The sequence below is a fragment of the Rufibacter roseus genome (genome assembly GCF_001647285.1).
Taxonomy (GTDB): Bacteria; Bacteroidota; Bacteroidia; order Cytophagales; family Hymenobacteraceae; genus Nibribacter; species Nibribacter roseus.
Window position 1 is genome coordinate 451,838 of sequence record NZ_LRML01000004.1, and the last position, 18,217, is coordinate 470,054.

12 protein-coding genes are annotated in these 18,217 nt (G+C 45.8%); 9 read left to right on the forward strand and 3 right to left on the reverse strand.

The window, feature by feature from the left end; translation table 11 throughout:
• Nucleotides 1–84: 84 nt before the first annotated feature.
• The gene (locus A8O23_RS08250) at nucleotides 85–810 is read left to right on the forward strand and encodes an MBL fold metallo-hydrolase (RefSeq protein WP_066619331.1); all 726 of its coding nucleotides are present in this window, start codon (nucleotides 85–87) and stop codon (nucleotides 808–810) included.
• A 212-nt stretch (nucleotides 811–1,022) separates the two neighbouring features.
• On the forward strand, nucleotides 1,023–1,670 hold the full coding sequence (locus tag A8O23_RS08255) for a DUF2238 domain-containing protein (protein ID WP_066619334.1): 648 nt from the start codon (nucleotides 1,023–1,025) through the stop codon (nucleotides 1,668–1,670).
• Between the two features lie 171 nt (nucleotides 1,671–1,841).
• On the opposite strand, the gene A8O23_RS08260 is transcribed toward A8O23_RS08255, so the two are convergent.
• Both A8O23_RS08260 and accD read right to left on the reverse strand, forming a co-directional pair.
• Nucleotides 1,842–2,552 (reverse strand): OmpA family protein, encoded by a 711-nt coding sequence (locus tag A8O23_RS08260; RefSeq protein WP_066619336.1) that lies wholly within the window; start codon nucleotides 2,550–2,552, stop codon nucleotides 1,842–1,844.
• Nucleotides 2,553–2,753: 201 nt separating this feature from the next.
• A complete protein-coding gene (gene accD / locus A8O23_RS08265) occupies nucleotides 2,754–3,650 on the reverse strand; it encodes an acetyl-CoA carboxylase, carboxyltransferase subunit beta (protein WP_066619340.1) in 897 nt (298 codons plus the stop codon).
• Nucleotides 3,651–4,283: 633 nt separating this feature from the next.
• On the opposite strand from accD, the gene A8O23_RS08270 reads away from it, so the two are divergent.
• The 6 genes from A8O23_RS08270 (at nucleotide 4,284) to A8O23_RS08295 (ending at nucleotide 11,927) form a co-directional block, all read left to right on the forward strand.
• Nucleotides 4,284–4,997: an OmpA/MotB family protein gene (locus A8O23_RS08270; RefSeq protein ID WP_066619343.1), complete on the forward strand. Its 714-nt coding sequence runs from the start codon at nucleotides 4,284–4,286 to the stop codon at nucleotides 4,995–4,997.
• Between the two features lie 265 nt (nucleotides 4,998–5,262).
• Nucleotides 5,263–6,258, forward strand: coding sequence for an OmpA family protein (locus A8O23_RS08275; RefSeq protein ID WP_066619347.1), 996 nt, complete (start codon nucleotides 5,263–5,265; stop codon nucleotides 6,256–6,258).
• Nucleotides 6,259–6,473: 215 nt separating this feature from the next.
• Complete coding sequence (locus tag A8O23_RS08280) at nucleotides 6,474–6,968, forward strand: hypothetical protein (RefSeq protein ID WP_153042119.1); 495 nt, start codon at nucleotides 6,474–6,476, stop codon at nucleotides 6,966–6,968.
• Nucleotides 6,969–7,240: 272 nt separating this feature from the next.
• Nucleotides 7,241–9,139 carry a mechanosensitive ion channel family protein gene (locus A8O23_RS08285; protein ID WP_066619355.1) on the forward strand — a complete coding sequence of 633 codons (1,899 nt, stop codon included), beginning with the start codon at nucleotides 7,241–7,243 and terminating at the stop codon, nucleotides 9,137–9,139.
• Between the two features lie 105 nt (nucleotides 9,140–9,244).
• Entirely contained in the window at nucleotides 9,245–10,306 is a 1,062-nt protein-coding gene (gene namA, locus A8O23_RS08290) for an NADPH dehydrogenase NamA (protein ID WP_074988342.1), read from the forward strand.
• Nucleotides 10,307–10,376: 70 nt separating this feature from the next.
• The gene (locus A8O23_RS08295; RefSeq protein ID WP_066619367.1) at nucleotides 10,377–11,927 is read left to right on the forward strand and encodes a hypothetical protein; all 1,551 of its coding nucleotides are present in this window, start codon (nucleotides 10,377–10,379) and stop codon (nucleotides 11,925–11,927) included.
• A gap of 58 nt (nucleotides 11,928–11,985) precedes the next feature.
• On the opposite strand, the gene A8O23_RS08300 is transcribed toward A8O23_RS08295, so the two are convergent.
• Nucleotides 11,986–14,883 carry a ligand-binding sensor domain-containing protein gene (locus A8O23_RS08300; RefSeq protein ID WP_082882956.1) on the reverse strand — a complete coding sequence of 966 codons (2,898 nt, stop codon included), beginning with the start codon at nucleotides 14,881–14,883 and terminating at the stop codon, nucleotides 11,986–11,988.
• Between the two features lie 255 nt (nucleotides 14,884–15,138).
• Here A8O23_RS08300 and A8O23_RS08305 point away from each other — a divergent pair, with 255 nt between their 5' ends.
• Nucleotides 15,139–18,216, forward strand: a complete 3,078-nt coding sequence (locus tag A8O23_RS08305; RefSeq protein ID WP_066619371.1) for a SusC/RagA family TonB-linked outer membrane protein — start codon at nucleotides 15,139–15,141, stop codon at nucleotides 18,214–18,216.
• The last annotated feature ends 1 nt before the right edge of the window (nucleotide 18,217 follow it).

Sequence of the window (18,217 nt, forward strand, 5' to 3'; positions counted from 1 at the left end):
TTGGAAAGATTCTGCTACTGCGCGTGCCCCTTTTCTCACGAATTACGTAGAACGCACTTGGCAGGTGTAAAAAATTTGCGGACTATGAAAATCACATTTTTAGGTACTGGCGGGGCTTTTGACATTGACTATGGCAATTCCGCGGCTATGGTTCAGTTTAAAGGGAACACAATACTGCTCGATTGCGGCTTTACGGTATACCCTACCCTTCGCCACCATAACCTAACCCAAAGCATAAAATACATCTTGCTTACCCACCTGCACAACGACCATACCGGTAGCTTGGCGAATACTTTACTGCATTGCTATTTCTACAACAATAATTGCCGCCCCGTCATCTTGTACCCCGATGATGACTTCAGGGAAGAGGTTTACGAGTTCCTGCGGCTGCAACTGCAAAAGCCTGACAAGTACGTAGATTTTGTGCCCCTTTCTGAGTTACCCGGAATTACGGCAGTTGACACGTATGGCCAACATGCAGAAAACATGCAAACCTATGCTTACATTTTTGAAGAAAATGGCCAACGCATTGCCTACTCCGGTGATCTAGGACAGCCAGAAGCCTTCTTTGCATATCTGCGCGGCATGCCTCCAAAACACACAATTGTGTTTCATGATTTGTCTTTCCAGGAGAGCAACACCGCCCACACCTATTATAAGAAGCTTGAATCGGTGGGTCAAGGGTATGAGGTATATGGCTACCACTGCAATCCTTCGGAGGCACCCGAAGACAATCCTTTCTCTTTGGTGTATCATCAACCTGAGTTTATGCTTCCGGCAGTTTCCTTTGCCTTTGACGAGGCGGTCTAAGCTGTATCAAAGTTAGCTTCTGTTTTAACCCTGTTTTCCTAAAATCAAGCCTAAAACAGGACTGTCATCTTATTTTATAAGTTAGGGCAAGACTGTACCTGTAACTGATTTGCAACAGTTAAGGCAAATACCACTTGCCCCTGCTTTCAAACTTTGAGCGGCTCTGTACGTTATCTGTGGGTTGCACTACCCTATCGAAACCCAGAACCTGCATGACCTTCACCGTTGCCACAGACAATGAACGTTTACCATTCCGGAAAAACCCTTGGCTTATTGCATATGTCGTTTTATTTGCGGCATACTGGTCATACACCGGCTTTAATACTCCGGACCTGAAGAATTGGTGGCTGGAAAACACCCTTACTTTTACCGCTATTATACTGCTGGTGGCTTTCTACAAGCATTTCCGTTTTTCAGACCTGAGCTACACCTGTATGTTTCTGTTCATGATGCTGCACGTGTATGGTAGCCAATACACATATGCTGAAAATCCCTTTGGTTTTTGGGTGCAAGACCAGTTGAGACTGGAGCGTAACCACTATGACCGTCTAGTTCATTTCAGTTTCGGATTTTTATTGGCTTACCCCATGTACGAAGTCTTCTGGCGACTTACCAACATGAAGCTTATCTTTACGCTTCTACTCCCCATAGATCTAACGGTTAGCCTTGGCGCCATTTATGAATTGGTAGAATGGGCTGTGGCCGATATTTTCTTTCCAGCACAGGGAATGGCCTATTTAGGAACGCAAGGAGATGTGTGGGATGCCCAGAAAGACATAGCCGTAGCTCTTTTAGGAGCCGCTCTCACTATGTTGGCTGTTTATTCCAGCAAGCCTAACAGAAAAAGGCAAAACAGTTGATAGCTGCTTGTCTAGAGCACGAAATACTCTTATCACCTCATAAAAATTGGTTCTTAAGAAGAACGAACAAATAAAGGCTTAGAACTCAAAGAAGCAGCAGATTTAAAATTATAAGCACAAAAAAACGGCTACCACAAGGTAGCCGTTTCTATTTTACCATTAAATAAGTTCTTACTTCAATTCACCGCGCTCAGCAGCAGCTTTCATTTCTTCACTAGCGAAGATGGCCACTTCTACACGACGGTTCTGCTGACGACCAGCGGCTGTCGTGTTATCAGCAATCGGCTGTGTTGAACCATATCCTCTGGTCTGTATACGACCTGGCTCAACTCCTAAGGAAATAGCATAGTTCGCAACCGCCTGAGCCCGACGCTCTGACAATGGCTGGTTGATGGCATCAGTACCAGTGTTATCGGCATGGCCTTCAATCAACACGTTAGTGCCTGGGTATTTCTTCAACGTTTCGGCTAATTTCTGAATATCAGCTCTGGAAGATGGCTGCAGATCTGATGAGTTCGTGGCGAATAGAATACCGGCATCAAAGGTAACTTTAATACCTTCCCCTACACGCTCAACCTGGGCACTCTTCATTTCACGCTCCAGCTCTTCTGCCTGCTTGTCCATCCGGCGGCCTATTACGGCACCGGCGGTACCACCCACGGCGGCACCAATAATTGCTCCGGCTGCGGTGTTACCGGTAGCTCTACCAATGATACCACCCACAACGGCACCACTACCGGCCCCAATGATACCACCCTTGGTGGTTTTGCTCATTCCACCGTTGTTTGTACCGCTTGTACTACCAGTGTTACTAGATTGGCAAGAAGAAAAAAACATGCTTCCTGCTAACAATGCAATAAAAGATCCTTTAATAATTTTCATAGTCTTTTTCTTTTGGTTTGAAAGTGTTGCTTTTGCGTAAGCCTCACATCGGACTTACATACTCCTTTTAATGGTAAAATGTTTAGATATAGGCGTAAAACTATATTATCTAAAGTAATAATCGTGCCAATTATTCATAAAAAAAACGGTGCCTGCTCAATTTGAAAGCAGGCACCGTTTCTAAAAGGTATATGTACTGTTTTACTTAGCTACCGCTTTGGCTACCGCAGGTTCAACTGCTGGCGTAGCCTGTGGTTCAGCTAGCATTGTAAGAAGATCAGCTAATCTCTGTTTCAGCTCTTTGCGGTGTACTATAAAATCAAGAAAACCATGCTCCAACACAAACTCCGCACTCTGGAATCCTTTAGGCAAGTCTTTGCCAATGGTTTCTTTAATTACCCGTGGACCGGCAAACCCAATCAGTGCACCCGGCTCAGAAATGTTGAAGTCACCCAACATGGCAAAAGAGGCGGTTACACCACCAGTGGTGGGATCTGTCAACAAAGAGATGTAGGGCACTTTCTCTTCAGAAAGCAAGGCCAGTTTAGCAGAGGTTTTAGCCATTTGCATTAGAGAATAGCCCGCCTCCATCATTCTGGCTCCGCCTGATTTTGATATCATCAGAAACGGGATTTTATGTTTGCGGCTATAGTCTATGGCCCGTGAAATCTTTTCCCCTACAACGGAGCCCATTGAACCACCAATGAAATTGAAGTCCATACAGGCCACCACTAAGTCCACGCCGTTTGCCTTACCATGAGCAGTACGAACGGCGTCTTTCAAATTGGTTTTACGCTGGGTGGCCACTATCCGGTCTGGGTAGGGCTTGGTATCTACAAAGCTCAGCGGGTCAGATGAGCTCAGATTTTCATCTAACTCCTGAAACTCGTTGTCATCAAACAGTATTTCAAAATACTCGTGGGAATTAACACGGTCATGAAAATCGCAAGACGGGCAAGTGTACAGGTTTTGCCGATGCTCTGCCTTACTGATGACTGTTTTACATTCAGGGCACTTATGCCACAGACCATCTGGTGTTTCTTTTTTTTGCTCCGTAGGGGTAACAATCCCTTTTTCTACTCTTCTAAACCAAGACATAAGGTATCCTTAAGGTTTTTCAACAATGATGCTCCTTGGGAATAACCACACACAGGTATGGCAAACAAGGCTGCAAAGATAAAAAAGAAACAGTAGCAGCCTACTTCCTAAATAATTTACCATTAAGGCATCTGCCTTTTTACTGCTTTTATTTAAATACGTTTCGGCTTAGAGCATCTTAGGCTGCAGCGCTACATGTCTCCAGATGCTTCAGAACGTGCTTTCTTCCACTTCTTTTCGCTGAGAGCCGTTAGTCTCCTTCTCTTCCGCATTTTTCTGCCAAAACACAGATAAGCTAAGCTCCCACCTGTTTTTTGATACTCCAAACTTTATTTCTCCCATGCATTTTGTTGAATATTCAGTTAATTAAAAAGGTTTAGCAACTAGAATAACATCATTAATAAAAAGCAATATTGTGAAATAAGCTTCATCTAAATACCTGAAATTATCAAAATTATTTATTTGAGTAACAGACATTTATCCCTACACATGCTAATATTAAAATTATTACCACACAATTACAGCTGTCTATAAAGCGTTAATGACACAACGAATTTTAATAAATCTTCGGAATTACCGCACACTATTACTACATTTGCAACTGAAACCCTTTATTGTTATTATTCTTTCACTATGAAAAACATTCGTTTCGCCTCTTCCGCCATGGCTCTGGTGTTTGGGGTTACCCTTTTAGGGTCTTGCGTCTCTTCAAAGAAATACAAAGAGCTTGAGGCTAGCAAAAATGCGTTAGAGCAGGAGAAAACTGCCGCTGAGCGCAATTTAGAGAAAGCCAACGCTGATTTACGTGACCGTGATGCTAAATTAGCCCAGTACCAGCAGCAGATTGCGCAGAAAGAAAGAATTCTGAACGAATTGCGTTCTGCCGTAAACGAAGCATTGGCTGGTTTCCAGGAGCAAGGTCTTACAGTAGCCGTTAGAGATGGCAAAGTGTATGTAACCATGCCTGAAAAACTTCTTTTTGCCACGGGTAGCACTAAAGTAAACCCTAGTGGCCAGGCAGCTTTAAGTAAATTAGCTTCTGCTGTTAAGTCTCACCGTGACACTGAAATTATAGTAGAAGGCCATACTGATGATGTAGCCGTTGCCTCTAACAACATTACCTATAAAGACAACTGGGACCTGAGCGTACTGCGCGCTACTGAAATTACCCGTTTGTTAGTAAACAATGGGGTTCCGCCGCAAATGATTGTTCCTGCTGGTCGCGGTCAGTTTACTCCGGTAGCCATGACCCGTACTCCAGAGGCCCGTCAGAGCAACCGCCGTACCGAGATCATCTTGGCTCCTAACTTTGAGAAAATCCTGCAGTTGCTGCAAAGCAGCAACTAAGCCACTGGCGCAGCGCACAGGTTATCTGTGCTCCATAAAATATGTTCTGAAGCCGGGGCCTTTGCTCCGGCTTCTTTTTTACCTGATTTTTAAAAAAGAGCAGCAAAACGCCAGCCGGCACTTGGGCAAGAGCACAGCGTTTTTATCTTTGCGTAATGCCCGGTGTAGCGGCTGAGTAATTGTCAGTGAACTCGTTTGCTCATCTGAAATCAGAAGGGCACCAAGAACCAAACCAACTACCAATCCTTTATTTAACGTTTCAGTTATGTTAGAGAAATCTTTGCTCCGCTATGTTGGCGTGGCCTTGTTAGGTACTAGCCTCTTAGGCTCTTGTACCACCACCAAAAAGTACAACGATCTGCTGGCTCAGAAAGTAAACCTGGAGCGGGAGAAAGCTGAATGTGAGGCTACACTTGCCCAAACCACCTTAGAGCGCTCTGACCTGAGCAAGCAGGTGGCAGATTTAAGCGAAGTGCGCCAACGTCTGGCCGCTGATACCGCCCAACTAGGCTCAGCTTACCGCAAGACCCAAAGCCTGTACGGCGAACTCAGCAACACCTATGACAAGCTTATTAAGAACCACGACAAGCTTTTAGCCAACAGCGCTCTGGAAACGTCTAAGCTTTCAAAAGACCTTGCACGCCGCGAGGATGAAATGAAGAAGCTGAATGAGACTTTAACCAAGAACCGCTCTCAGCTAGACCAACTCAGTTCAGATTTACAAGCCCGTGAACAACGCCTGAACGAATTGGAGCGCATTCTGGCCGAGAAAGACAAAGCCGTAGACGCTCTCCGCAACAAAGTGAGCAATGCTTTGCTGGGCTTTAACAGCAAAGATCTATCAGTAGATGTGCGCAACGGCAAGGTATACGTGTCCCTATCAGAGCAACTGTTGTTTAAGTCTGGTTCTACCAAGGTAGACGCCAAAGGCCAGGATGCCCTACGCAAATTGGCGTCTGCCCTCAAAGACCAGGAAGATGTAAACGTATTAGTAGAAGGACACACAGATGATGTTCCGATTTCAAGAGGCACCCAGGGAATGCAAGACAACTGGGACCTGAGTGTGTTGCGTGCGACTGAAATTACCCGTATTCTGGCTAATGCTGGTTTGCCTGGCACTAAAATCACCCCTTCCGGCCGCGCTGACAATGTTCCGTTAGACCCAGCCAAAACCGCCGAGGCTCGTCAGAAAAACCGCCGCACCGAGATCATCCTCACCCCTAAGCTAGACGAACTCTTCAAAATTTTAGAAGCAAACTAACCTAAACCTGTTTCCGGCCTGTTTTACAGAAAACACATCAAAAACGCCAGCCACTCGTGCTGGCGTTTTTCATTTACAAGCCTCAAAAGATGTTGCGTATTGTAGAGCTTTAAAAAACCAAACAGTTCTTTTTTCCACCAGAATTGATTTGACTTGACGGGGCAACTAATCAAAAAGTTGTATATTCATCCATCTCTCAACCTAACATCACAGTTATGAAAAAGCTTCTACCATTTTTCTCCCTTTGCCTCATGAGCTTTGGCTCTTTAGCGCAAACTTTACCTGATTTCAGTCAAATTTCCCTCACTGAGAAAGCAGACTATGCTCAAGCTGAAAACGCTGTGTTGCAGGCAGCTGACTACATTTTGTCTACCCCTCACATTGAGAGCAACCAACAGCGCCTGTCGGCCATGCAGTTTCTGTTGAAATGGATGGAAGGAACCCCAGACTTCACCTTTGAAATAGACCAAACTGCCGTAGAACTAACCAAAACAGACCCTACCTTTTTGGGCGTATACCTGGCCAGCGCCACCAAATATTGTGTAGAGAACAAGGCCATGTCTAAAGATAAAAAGGCGGTGAAGCTGAATACCTTGAAAGGCATAGTAGCCTACAGCATCAACCCTGAAAATCAGGTAAAGGTAAAAGGCGAACTGAAGAAGCTTATAAAAGCATCTGAAAAAGGAGAACTTGAAAAATATGTGGGCTAGGCCAATTATTTAAGAATCAAGAAAAGTGGTTTAGCAGCTCTTATTGACTTGGTAGTGTATAGCTTAAAAGCCAGCAAGAGCTGTTTCAGACCTACTTTTGAGAAAACAGCACCAAAACGCCGGAATATATTACCGGCGTTTTTATTTTTGAGCAAGGCACCTTTTCCCAGTGCTTCTTCTAAGCCTGAACCTTTATTGAAAGTGATTACTTCTTCGCCAGCGTTAAACCTTTGCCTGTGGTTAATGCTTTACTGTTTATCTGCTAAGCGCCCATGAGAAACCTATACTTTTTCCTACGCCTGCCTTTACAACGCCTCCTGTTGCTGTGCTGCCTGTTGATTCAAGGCTCCGTTGCCTTTGCCCAGGAAGCTGCCCCCTCAGACTCACTTACGAATCAGCGACTGGCCGAGACAACTCAGCTTCTGCAGCAGAAGGAACAACAACGCGTTCTGGACTCACTGCGCAAGCAGGAACTGATGCAGGAAATTGAGCAGCTAAAATCTTCTGAGGTTGGCAAGCGGAACGAGCTGGAGCAGAAATACCTGCAGATGGTCACGCAGGACTCGCTCCGCAACGCTGAACGTGCCAAGCGCATAGAGGCTTTGAAAGTAAATGCACAGGGTTTTCCGGTGGCACCTTTTGGCGACACGCTGTTTATGGTCTATACTAAAGTAGGCACCGCCACTGTTCAGGACCGCGCAGAAGCCATTAACCGTCGCCTGGTAAAGCTCTATAACACCAACTTGTATTCCTCTGACTCGCTGCACGTCTACAACGGCGATTACCAGAGCGAGGTACAGTATGGCGAAATGACCGTGATGGCCATTACTGACATAGACGCCCTTTGGTTCGGCACTGACCGCAAAACACTGGCTCAACAGTATTTGCAGCAAATGCAAAAGGCCATTGCCGTAGAAAAAGAAAAGAACAGCCTAAAGAATATTTTACTGGAAATTGGCCTGGCGTTGCTGGTTCTGGCAGGGCTGTTCGTTATTATATTTCTAATCAACAAGCTGTTCCGCTATCTTAAGTTGTTTATCTACACTAAACGCGACCTTTACTTCTCTGGCCTAAAGCTAAAAGACTACCAGTTGCTAGACCGCCAGAAGCAGATAGGTTTTGTGGTGTTTGTTCTCAACCTGCTGCGCATTTTCCTGCTGCTTCTCACATTTTACCTGGCTTTGCCGCTGCTCTTCAGCATTTTTCCGCAAACGCAAGGCTGGGCCGATACTTTGATAAGCTGGGTGCTGTCTCCGGCTACCCGCATCATCCGGAACATTATTGGGTATTTGCCCAACCTGTTCACCATTTTGGTGATCTTTCTGTTCACCAGATATGCTGTAAAGCTGGTGCATTTCTTTGCACTGGAGGTGGACCAGGCCAAACTGAACATCTCCGGCTTCCACCGCGACTGGGCCATGCCCACCTTCAACATAGTTCGGTTTCTGCTGTACGTGTTCATGTTCATCGTGATTTTCCCATACCTGCCCGGCTCCAACTCCCCTATTTTTCAGGGTGTGTCTGTTTTCTTAGGTATTTTGTTCTCGCTGGGTTCTTCATCAGCTATTTCCAACATGGTGGCCGGCTTGGTCATTACCTATATGCGCCCTTTTAAAGTTGGAGACCGTGTAAAGATAGGTGAGATTGTAGGTGATGTAGTGGAGAAAAATATGCTGGTAACCCGCATCAGAACCATCAAGAACGAAGACATAACGGTACCCAATTCCAGCGTTTTGTCAGGCCACACGGTTAATTACAGCACCTCCAGCCAAGATTTGGGCCTCATATTAAGCACTACCGTCACCATTGGCTATGATGTACCTTGGAAACAGGTGCACCAGCTGTTAATTGACGCCGCACTGGCAACTGATGGTATTCTGAAAGACAAGCCCCCGTTTGTGCTGCAAACCAGTCTGGAAGATTTTTATCCGGCTTACCAGCTCAACGCTTATACAGACCAACCTAACCGCCAAGCCAAGATTTACTCTAACCTGCACCAGAACATTCAGGACAAGTTTAACGAAGGCGGTGTAGAGATACTTTCGCCTCATTACCGCGCGGTGCGTGATGGTAATCAGGTTACCACCCCCATTGATTATCTGCCAACAGATTATGAAGCGCCCGCTTTCAGAGTCTCCCACCCAGATCAGCCTAAACCAACACCACAGTAGCTTCTGTTTTCGGCTTGTTTTGAAGAAAACAGACCTAAAACAGAAGCCGCGGACATAACCAACTGTTATGCTATCCAGTAAAACAGTTCAGTCAACTTAAGCAGTATGAGTCAACTTTTCAGCCCCCTCGCTATTAAAAGCGTCACGTTTAAGAACAGGATTACCGTTTCGCCTATGTGCCAGTACTCCAGCCAAGACGGATTTGCCAACGATTGGCACTTGGTGCATTTAGGCAGCCGAGCTGTGGGCGGTGCGGGATTAATTATTCAGGAGGCGACAGCCGTTTCGCCCGAGGGCAGAATCACTCCTCATGACCTTGGTATTTGGAAAGATGAGCACCTACCCGAACTGAAGCGTATAACCGCTTTCTTGGAGGCACACGGAGCCGTGCCGGGTATTCAGTTAGCCCACGCCGGCAGAAAAGCCAGCCACCACGCACCTTGGCACGGAGGCCACGCCCTGACACAGGAAGAAGGCGCCTGGCAAACCGTTGGCCCCAGCGCCATAGCATTCTCAGAAGATACCCCTGCCCCCACTGCCTTAGACCAAGACGGAATCCGAAAGGTAATAGAAGACTTCAGAACCGCCGCCATTCGGGCTTTGGATGCCGGTTACAAGGTGGTTGAAATTCACGCTGCCCACGGCTATCTGCTGCATGAGTTTTACTCGCCCCTCAGCAACCACCGCACCGACCAGTATGGAGGCTCTTTTGAGAACCGCATCAGGCTACTGATAGAGATAGTGGCGGCCGTGCAGGAGGTGTGGCCTAAAGAATTGCCTCTATTCGTGCGCATCTCCGCCACTGACTGGACCGAAGGCGGTTGGACCAGTGAAGATTCTGTACAGTTGGCTCGCATGCTTCAAGAAAAAAACGTAGATTTAATTGACTGCTCCACTGGCGGAAATGTGTTGGCCCCAATTCCAGCTAAACCTGGTTATCAGGTGGAGTTCGCGGAGAAGATCAAGAAAGAGACCGGCATGCGCACGGGCGCGGTAGGTTTGATTTTATCTTCGGAGCAAGCAGAGGAAATTATTGCCTCTGGCCAGGCAGATTTGGTGTTGTTGGGCCGAGAGGAATTGCGTGAGCCTTATTTCCCCATGAAAGCGGCAAAAGAACTGGGGGCTGACTTGGAGTGGCCGGTGCAGTACCAAAGGGCCAAGCGGTAACAAGGCGGCCAGAGCAAAATTTGTGTAGCAAAGCAACCCTATAAATATATTTCAATTAACTGCTACTGCCATGAGAGCAACCAAAACGTTTCGCTCTGGTTTCCTGGTACAACTTGTATTTGTCAATCTTCTGATATTGGCACTGGCTATTGGTATTCTGAAATTCTCCATGGCAAATACACCGCAAGCGCAGGGATTGTCTGGGTTTAAGCCAAACCAGAATAATTTTGTCTACAGCCCCATCACTATTAGCAAATTTAAATCCATTGTAGATTCCATAAACATCAATTTCGAAAAGAGCGAGGTTAATCTTCAATATTTCTCCAAACCTCAGGCAAAAGCGCATTATGTTTATTTAAATTCAGGAAATGTGCGTGAGGCAATTCGAGATATGGAACAGAACCTTCCTTTTAAAGAGTTCTTGAGGAAATACCCTAGCGCCAAGGTGCTGCCGGAGTTATTAGTTTTAAAAGAAAGAGTATCAGATATTTATGGCAATTCCCAAATCAAATTCAGAGCCGTCTCTTTCAATGAAGAACATGCGCGTTCTTTCACCAGAGAAAATTTACCAGAAGTTTATAATCGCCCACTAAAAGGCAAGTATCTGTGGCAACATTATCCTAAAACTGATTACTCTCAGGAAACCTTGGAAGCATTCTATTTAGTAGAAGAGTTTCAGCCAAAACGGCTTCCTGTGACATATACCCGTATGCTGCAGTACTCAAATTCTTTGGTAGACACTACAGCTCAGATTTTTTATTCTGATGCCAAAGATTACGGATACAATCCCTATGAAAAACTACCCAGTAAAGACGCCATTCTTCAGTTTTTGCAGTACATAAACTGGAAAACTAGCAAACCAGAATATACTATCAATAACCAGCTTGATGAAAAGGGCTTAAAAATTCTTGTTCAAAGAATTAATGAGTGGGAAGTAAACCGATTCAAAATAATTGACCAAAGCATTGCTACCACTGCAAAGTTCAAGACGCTACTTACAAATGCCTTAACACAGTCTATTACAACCGGGAAATCTACATCTGAGTTTGAAGAGTATGTGGCAAAATATCACTCCCCTGAAGCGGCTCTGGAACTAAAGAGAAAAAGGGTAGTTACCCGTACTTGCGGCTATGGCCCTGATGAACATATTCAAAATATTGCAAAGCTTTCTGCCCAAACGGGGGACTGGGAAATTTTCATTAGAGCCCTGCTGGACATCTTAGATGAGCGATATATCAAGATGAGCAATGGCAGCTATAGTTTTGCAGCCCGTAGAACATACGTCTATGAACTTGAGGTGCTGAACATTAACGTACTGAACCTACTTTTGGGTATTAGCCTGCAAATTGAAAACCCTTCTCAGAACCATTATTTTGGCAACATACACCGCATTAGTTCGGCCATTGCTGAAAGTCGTTTTGCTCCACAGTTTGAACAACAACTTCTCAACATGATCAAAGACTCTCAGTTAGATGATTACAACCGGGTAGTAATGATTGATCTGTTCATGAACTATACGAACAATCTAGAGGACGAAAAAAGAAAAGAAGCTAATAAAACAATGCTTCAGGCCGCTGCCCAAAAACTACCTAGCTATTTATCAACACCTAAGTGGAATTAGTTAGAGTGCTTGTTTTAGGCCTGCTTTTTCAAAAACAGGCCTAAAACAAGCACTCTAACTAATACTTCAACATAAAATCTGTAAGGTTTTCGCTGCGGTCTAAGCTGAGTCGTTTGCGCAGGCGGTAGCGGCTTATCTCCACACCCCGTACAGATATATTTAACAGCTGGGCTATATCTTTGGTAGTCAGATTCAGCCTCAGGTAGGTGCTCAGTTTTATCTCTTGCGGCGTCAGGCTTGGGTAATTCTCTTGCAACCGGTGTATAAAATCGCCGTGCACGTGGTTGAAGTGCAATTCAAACTGTTTCCAGTCTACCTCCGACGTGATGTTGTGGTCAATGCTGCGGATAATCTTCTTCAGTTCTTCCTGGCTTCCGGTGCGGCCACCGTTTTTCAATATATTCTGCAGCTCCAGCTTTACACTGCTAAGCAGTTCATTTTTATTGATGAGGTGAATGGTGGAGTACGTGAGCTCGCGGTTCTTGTGGTCTAACTCGGCCTGGAACTTCTCGTTGCGTAAGCGATCAATCTCCTGTTCACTCTGGTTTGTGATTTCCCGTATTTCCAGGTCTTTCTGCCCTAGTTTCCGCTCTTTGTCCAGAATAAGGCGGCGTTTTTCTTTTTTGTAACGCTTGTCTACCTGGTAAAAAGCCGCCCCCAGCACAAGGGAGCCAAGTAGCGTGTACACCAAATAAGCCCAGTGGCTACGGTAAAACGGCGGATTTACCACAAAAGTAAAAGGCTTTGCCTCGCTTATAGTTCCATAAATGTTGCGCGCTCTCACCTGAAACACATAGGTACCTTCGGGAAGATTCGTATATTCTTTCTCGGTTTTAGAAGTCCACTCTGACCAGCTGGAATCAAAATTTTTCAAATAGTACTGGTACTGTGTTTTCTCGGGTTTCTCATAAAAAGAAGAGGAATACACAAACCTGAGCGAATTGTAGGCATAGGGAAGCGTGGTATCCCTAGCTTTATCCACTACCCTCCCGGAGAGCAGAAGAGAATCTGTCTCGCCTGAAATACTGGCCACGCTCGCCAAACGAGTATGGAAAGGCATCAGCTTCTTGTTCTTACCGGCGTTGTAGTGAATAAACCCTTCCTTGGCTCCGAAGAGCACGTTGTTTCTATCCAGAATCTGAATGTAGCTCAAATCATCGTTCAATTGCTCGCGTATGTTCTTGAACAACTGGTCTTCCAACGTGGGTTTACCGAATTTATCGTAGGTAATTTTGCCTACCCTATGGTTAGAAATAAAGTAGATGGTACCTTGCACGTCCTCCTCCATCTCTACAATGTGCTCTGTAGGCCCGAACAGACTGGAGAAAGCTTTATCAAGCACAAACCTTTCCTTAGTTTTATCAAACCTATAAATTCCTGTCATGGCTGGAAAGATGAGTTCATTTTTCACCCTTTCCATGTTCACCAACTGGTCAGAAGGAAGACCGTGTTTTGAGTTATAATATTTTACTGAGGCTATTTTACTTAAATCTGCATCAAACTTGATACGGTACAGCCCTTTATAGCCGTGGGCCATCCATAAGTCACCGTCTTTGTCAAACTCCAACACTCTACTAGATTCTTCAAAATCTTTGAATTTGTGTAGAAAGTTCAGCTTGTTCTGTTTCAGACTCATAAGGCAGAGACCATTGTACGCTCCTAGTACTAATTTATCAGATTCACCAGGTAGCAACACAAATTCCCAGGCTCCCTTAGCAGCCGGCACCAATTCTGCCTGGCTTTCCTTCACCAGAAATGGGCCGTTGTGGTGCGCCATGAGCAGGTTTTCACCAATGTTATTCAAGTGGTACACCTGCCCAGTGCTGTTGGGCACCAGCATAAATTTCTTTCGGTAGCCGGCCATGTCTGAAACAAAAAGGCCGCTGTTGGTACCTACGTACAGTTTGTTTCCCTTCTGTAATGCTGCATACCCTGTACCTGACAATCCCATGGTGGCGTCTAATCGACTGAACGGGGAGCTCAACTCTACCATGGCTATGCCATTGTTCAGCCCCAGCCATAGGTTATCCTGTGTGTCTTGGTAAATGGTGTGCACTGTATTGTCCAGAAGCCCCTCTTGCACCGAGGTGTTGAGCAGCAGGTTTCCTTTGGCGTCTAAGAGAACTAAACCTTTGTTTTGGGTGGCCAGAGCAAAATTGCCATCGTGCAGCAAAATGGCTTGGTTGATAACAATGTTTCTGAATGCTTCTTCCTGAGTTAATTCAAAAGGTTTTACACTGCGGCCATCGTAGAGAAACACCCCGTCTTTAATAGTGAAAACAATAAGATTATCCCGATCATAGGGCAGCACCGAAGCCACCTGTTTATAGGCGAAAAAATCACCGCCTGGCAGCAATCGTAATTGATTCTTGTCTAAAACGGAAAGGCCTTTGGTCCAAACCAGAGTATAGATGTTCTTATGTACCTGAAAGGAAAACTCTAAGGGGGCAGTGGGGGCAATTACCTGAATAGGTTTTCCGGGATGGTATTTATATATGTTCTTGAAAGTAAAGAAGATGATGCTACCGTTCTGCTCATAAATCCGCCATACCTCGTCAAAATTACGGTGCTTTTCCGGCAGGCTGTCAGCTAATGAAAAATATTGTAGAGCTCCGGAGGCATTAGGTTTAAAGAAGCCAAAGTCTGCCTGGCCACCCACGTAGATCCGGTCGTCGCGCCCTATGTACACTGACCGCACTTTGGTACCCGCTCGCAGAGAATACATGTTCCAGGTAGCCCCATCAAACTCCAGCAACCCAAAATTATTGGCTATGTACATTAACTCCCGGCTGTCCTGCGTTATGGCCCAGCTCTGAATACCTCCTTTAAATTCTTCGGGTTTGAAATTGCGGATAATGGGGTGGCCAAAGAAGTACTGCTGCGCATTACCTGTAGTGGTGACACAACAAACCAAAGAAAACAAAGCAGCCTTTATAATTGACGTGGGGAAGCTCATACCTGATGCAACTTTGCTATTTTATAGGTTCAATTTAAGCACATATTTGTGAAAAAGGCAAACAATACATGCTTTTCTTAAAAAAGGCTTATACATGTAATAGACCCACATTTTTTCGCAAATGAAGTAGTACTGATGTAGTAGTGCAGCAGGGGGTGATGTAGTATTGATGTAGTACATTGTTAGGACACTCCCCTTCACCTCTCTTACATTTATCTCAGCAAACCCGCACAAACAAAAAAATAAAACGAACACATGAAGAAAAAACTACTCTTTTACCTGCTGTTCCATTTATGTGGAGTAGCCTTCGCCCAGACCCCAATTACTGGACGAGTAACGTCGGCAACCGGAGAAGCTCTTCCGGGTGTGAGCGTAGTAGTGAAGGGCACTACCACCGGCGGCTCTACAGATGTGAATGGGCAATATCAAATTCAGGCTCCAGCCAACGGGGGCAGCTTAGTATTCTCTTATATAGGTTTTCTGCCTAAAGAGGAGCCGATCAATGGCCGCACCACTATCAATGTCACGTTACAGGAAGATCGCCAGTCAATAGACGAAGTAGTGGTGGTGGGCTATGGCACCCAGTTAAGAAGAGAAGTAACTACCGCCGTTTCTTCTGTGACTCCTGAAGAAATTACCCAAACACCAGTTACCCGAATTGAGCAGGCGCTTCAGGGACGGGTAGCGGGGGTGCAGGTAGCCAACGTGTCGGGTCAACCCGGTGATGCCCCTACCGTACGCATCAGGGGAATTGGCTCTACCGGCAATTCAAACCCTCTCTATGTAGTGGACGGGTTCCCAGTTGGCGGCATTGACTACCTTAACCCAGGAGATATTGCCTCCATGGAAATTCTAAAAGATGCCGCAGCCGCAGCAATTTACGGAGCTAGAGGCGGAAACGGGGTTGTACTCATTACTACCAAGCAAGGCAGAAAAGACGGAACCATGCAGGTATCTTATGACGGGTACGCCGGTATTCAGAACCCTTGGCGGAAAGTTGAGTTGCTGAATGCCCGTGAATATGCCATCATGATGAATGAAGGCGCCGCCAACGCAAACATGGCGCCCCCTTTTGCCAACCCAGAACAATTTGGAGAGGGCACAAACTGGCAAGACGCCATATTTGAGAAGAACGCTCCTATCCAGAATCATCAATTAACTGTTACCGGTGGTACGGAGAAGTCTTCTTACGCCGCTGCTCTTTCTTATTTTGACCAGAACGGTATTGTAGGCGGTGAGAAGTCTAACTTTAAACGCTACACAGCCCGCATAAACGCCGATAATCAAGTTAAAAGCTTCCTGAGATTCGGGACTAACCTAGCTTATACCCACATTAACCGTAGAGCCTTTGACGCCAACCAGGAGTTTGGGGGTATTTTAAGTAATGCTCTGAACATTGACCCCATAACCCCGGTGTATGAAACAGACCCAGACAGGTTGGCTTCTTCCACCTATACCTTAAACCCTGTGGTGCGTGATGCTAACGGCCGCGTATTCGGTATTTCAGAATACGCTTCGCAGGAAGTAGTAAACCCCCTGGCTCGCTTACAGGTAATGAATGGGCGTACTACGGTAGACAAACTGGTTGGTAACCTTTACGGCGAAGTAAAGCTAATTGAAGGCCTTACCTTCCGTTCTACGTTAGGCATTGACTTGGCGTATGTGGTTACTAGCAACTACAACCCTGTTTACTTCTTGAATGCAGCTCAGCAAAATTCCAATGCTCTGGCTTCAAGAGGTACTGATCGCTACTACACCTGGCAAACAGAAAACTATTTCAACTACAACCGCAACTTTGGTGAGCATAGTGTAGGTTTGGTTCTGGGTACCTCGGCTTTAAAATCACGTAGCGAAGGCCTCTTCGGATCAAACACTGGCCTGGTAACTTCAGACCCTAACATGGCTTACCTGAATTTAGCCGTAAGCGCCGGAACAGCTATTGCCACCGGCGGAGCCAGTGAAAGAGCCATTCTTTCTTTCTTCGGGCGGGCAAACTATGACTACCAGGGCAAATACCTGTTCTCTGCTACGGTAAGACGCGATGGCTCTTCCAGATTTGGACGCAACAATCAGTTTGCTACTTTCCCTTCTTTCTCTGCCGGCTGGGTATTGTCTGATGAAGCTTTCTTTCCGCAAGGAAACGTGCTGAGCCTGGCCAAAATCAGGGCTTCCTGGGGACAGAACGGAAATGAGGAAATTGGAGGGGCCTACCCTTGGGCAGCCCGCATAGGAGTGGGCAGGGGCTATACCTTCTACAATCCTGACGGCAAAGGCTACCAAAGTGGAGCTGCCCCAGAAGCCGCTGCAAACCCAGAGCTTCAGTGGGAAACTTCAGAGCAAACTAACATAGGAGCTGATCTCTCTTTCTTTAACAACAAACTTACCTTAGTAGCTGATTACTATGTAAAATCAACCAAAGGTTTGCTGGTAGTTCCTCCAATCTTGGCCAGCACTGGCTACAATGCACCAACGGTGAATGGCGGCGAAGTTAGAAACAAAGGCTTTGAGCTAGCTATCAATTATAACGGCAGCATCAGCAGTTTTAACTACAACTTCGGCATTAACGGAAGCATTAACGAGAATGAGGTAATAAGCATAGATAACGCAGAGAAAATTCTGTATGGTGGAGGTTTCTCTACTTACGGAGTAGCTTCTAGAAGCAATCCAGGCATGCCAATTGCCTACTTCTATGGTTACAAAACCGCTGGTATCTTCCAAAATCAAGCTGACGTTGAGGCACAAACCATACAACCAAACGCCGTACCTGGCGACGTACGCTTTGTAGACCTGAACGATGACGGTGTGCTGGACGGCAATGACCGCACCATGATCGGAAACCCAACGCCTAAAACTACCATAGGTTTTAACTTGGGCTTTGATGTAAAAGGATTTGACTTTAGTGCGTTCTTCAACAGTGCTTTCGGTCACCAAATCTTTAATGGTACCCGCCGGTATGACATTGTACGCTCTAACATGCAGTCCAGGTTCCTGAATCGCTGGACCGGTGAAGGCAGCACGAACGAATACCCACGTTTCACCTGGAACGACACCAACGGAAACTACTCCAGACTATCTGACCTGTACATAGAGGATGGAGATTATGTACGCCTGAAAACACTTCAGGTAGGTTACACTTTGCCTGGCACTGCTTTATCAACCCTGCATCTGCAAAAGCTGCGCATCTATGTGTCTGCTGACAACCTGCTCACGTTCACTGAATACACTGGGTTTGACCCAGAGATTGGAGCCAGAGGCAGCTTAGACATAGGATTCGACCGCGGAGTATACCCGCAGTCCAAAACCTTCAGACTTGGAGTTAACGCCACCTTCTAAT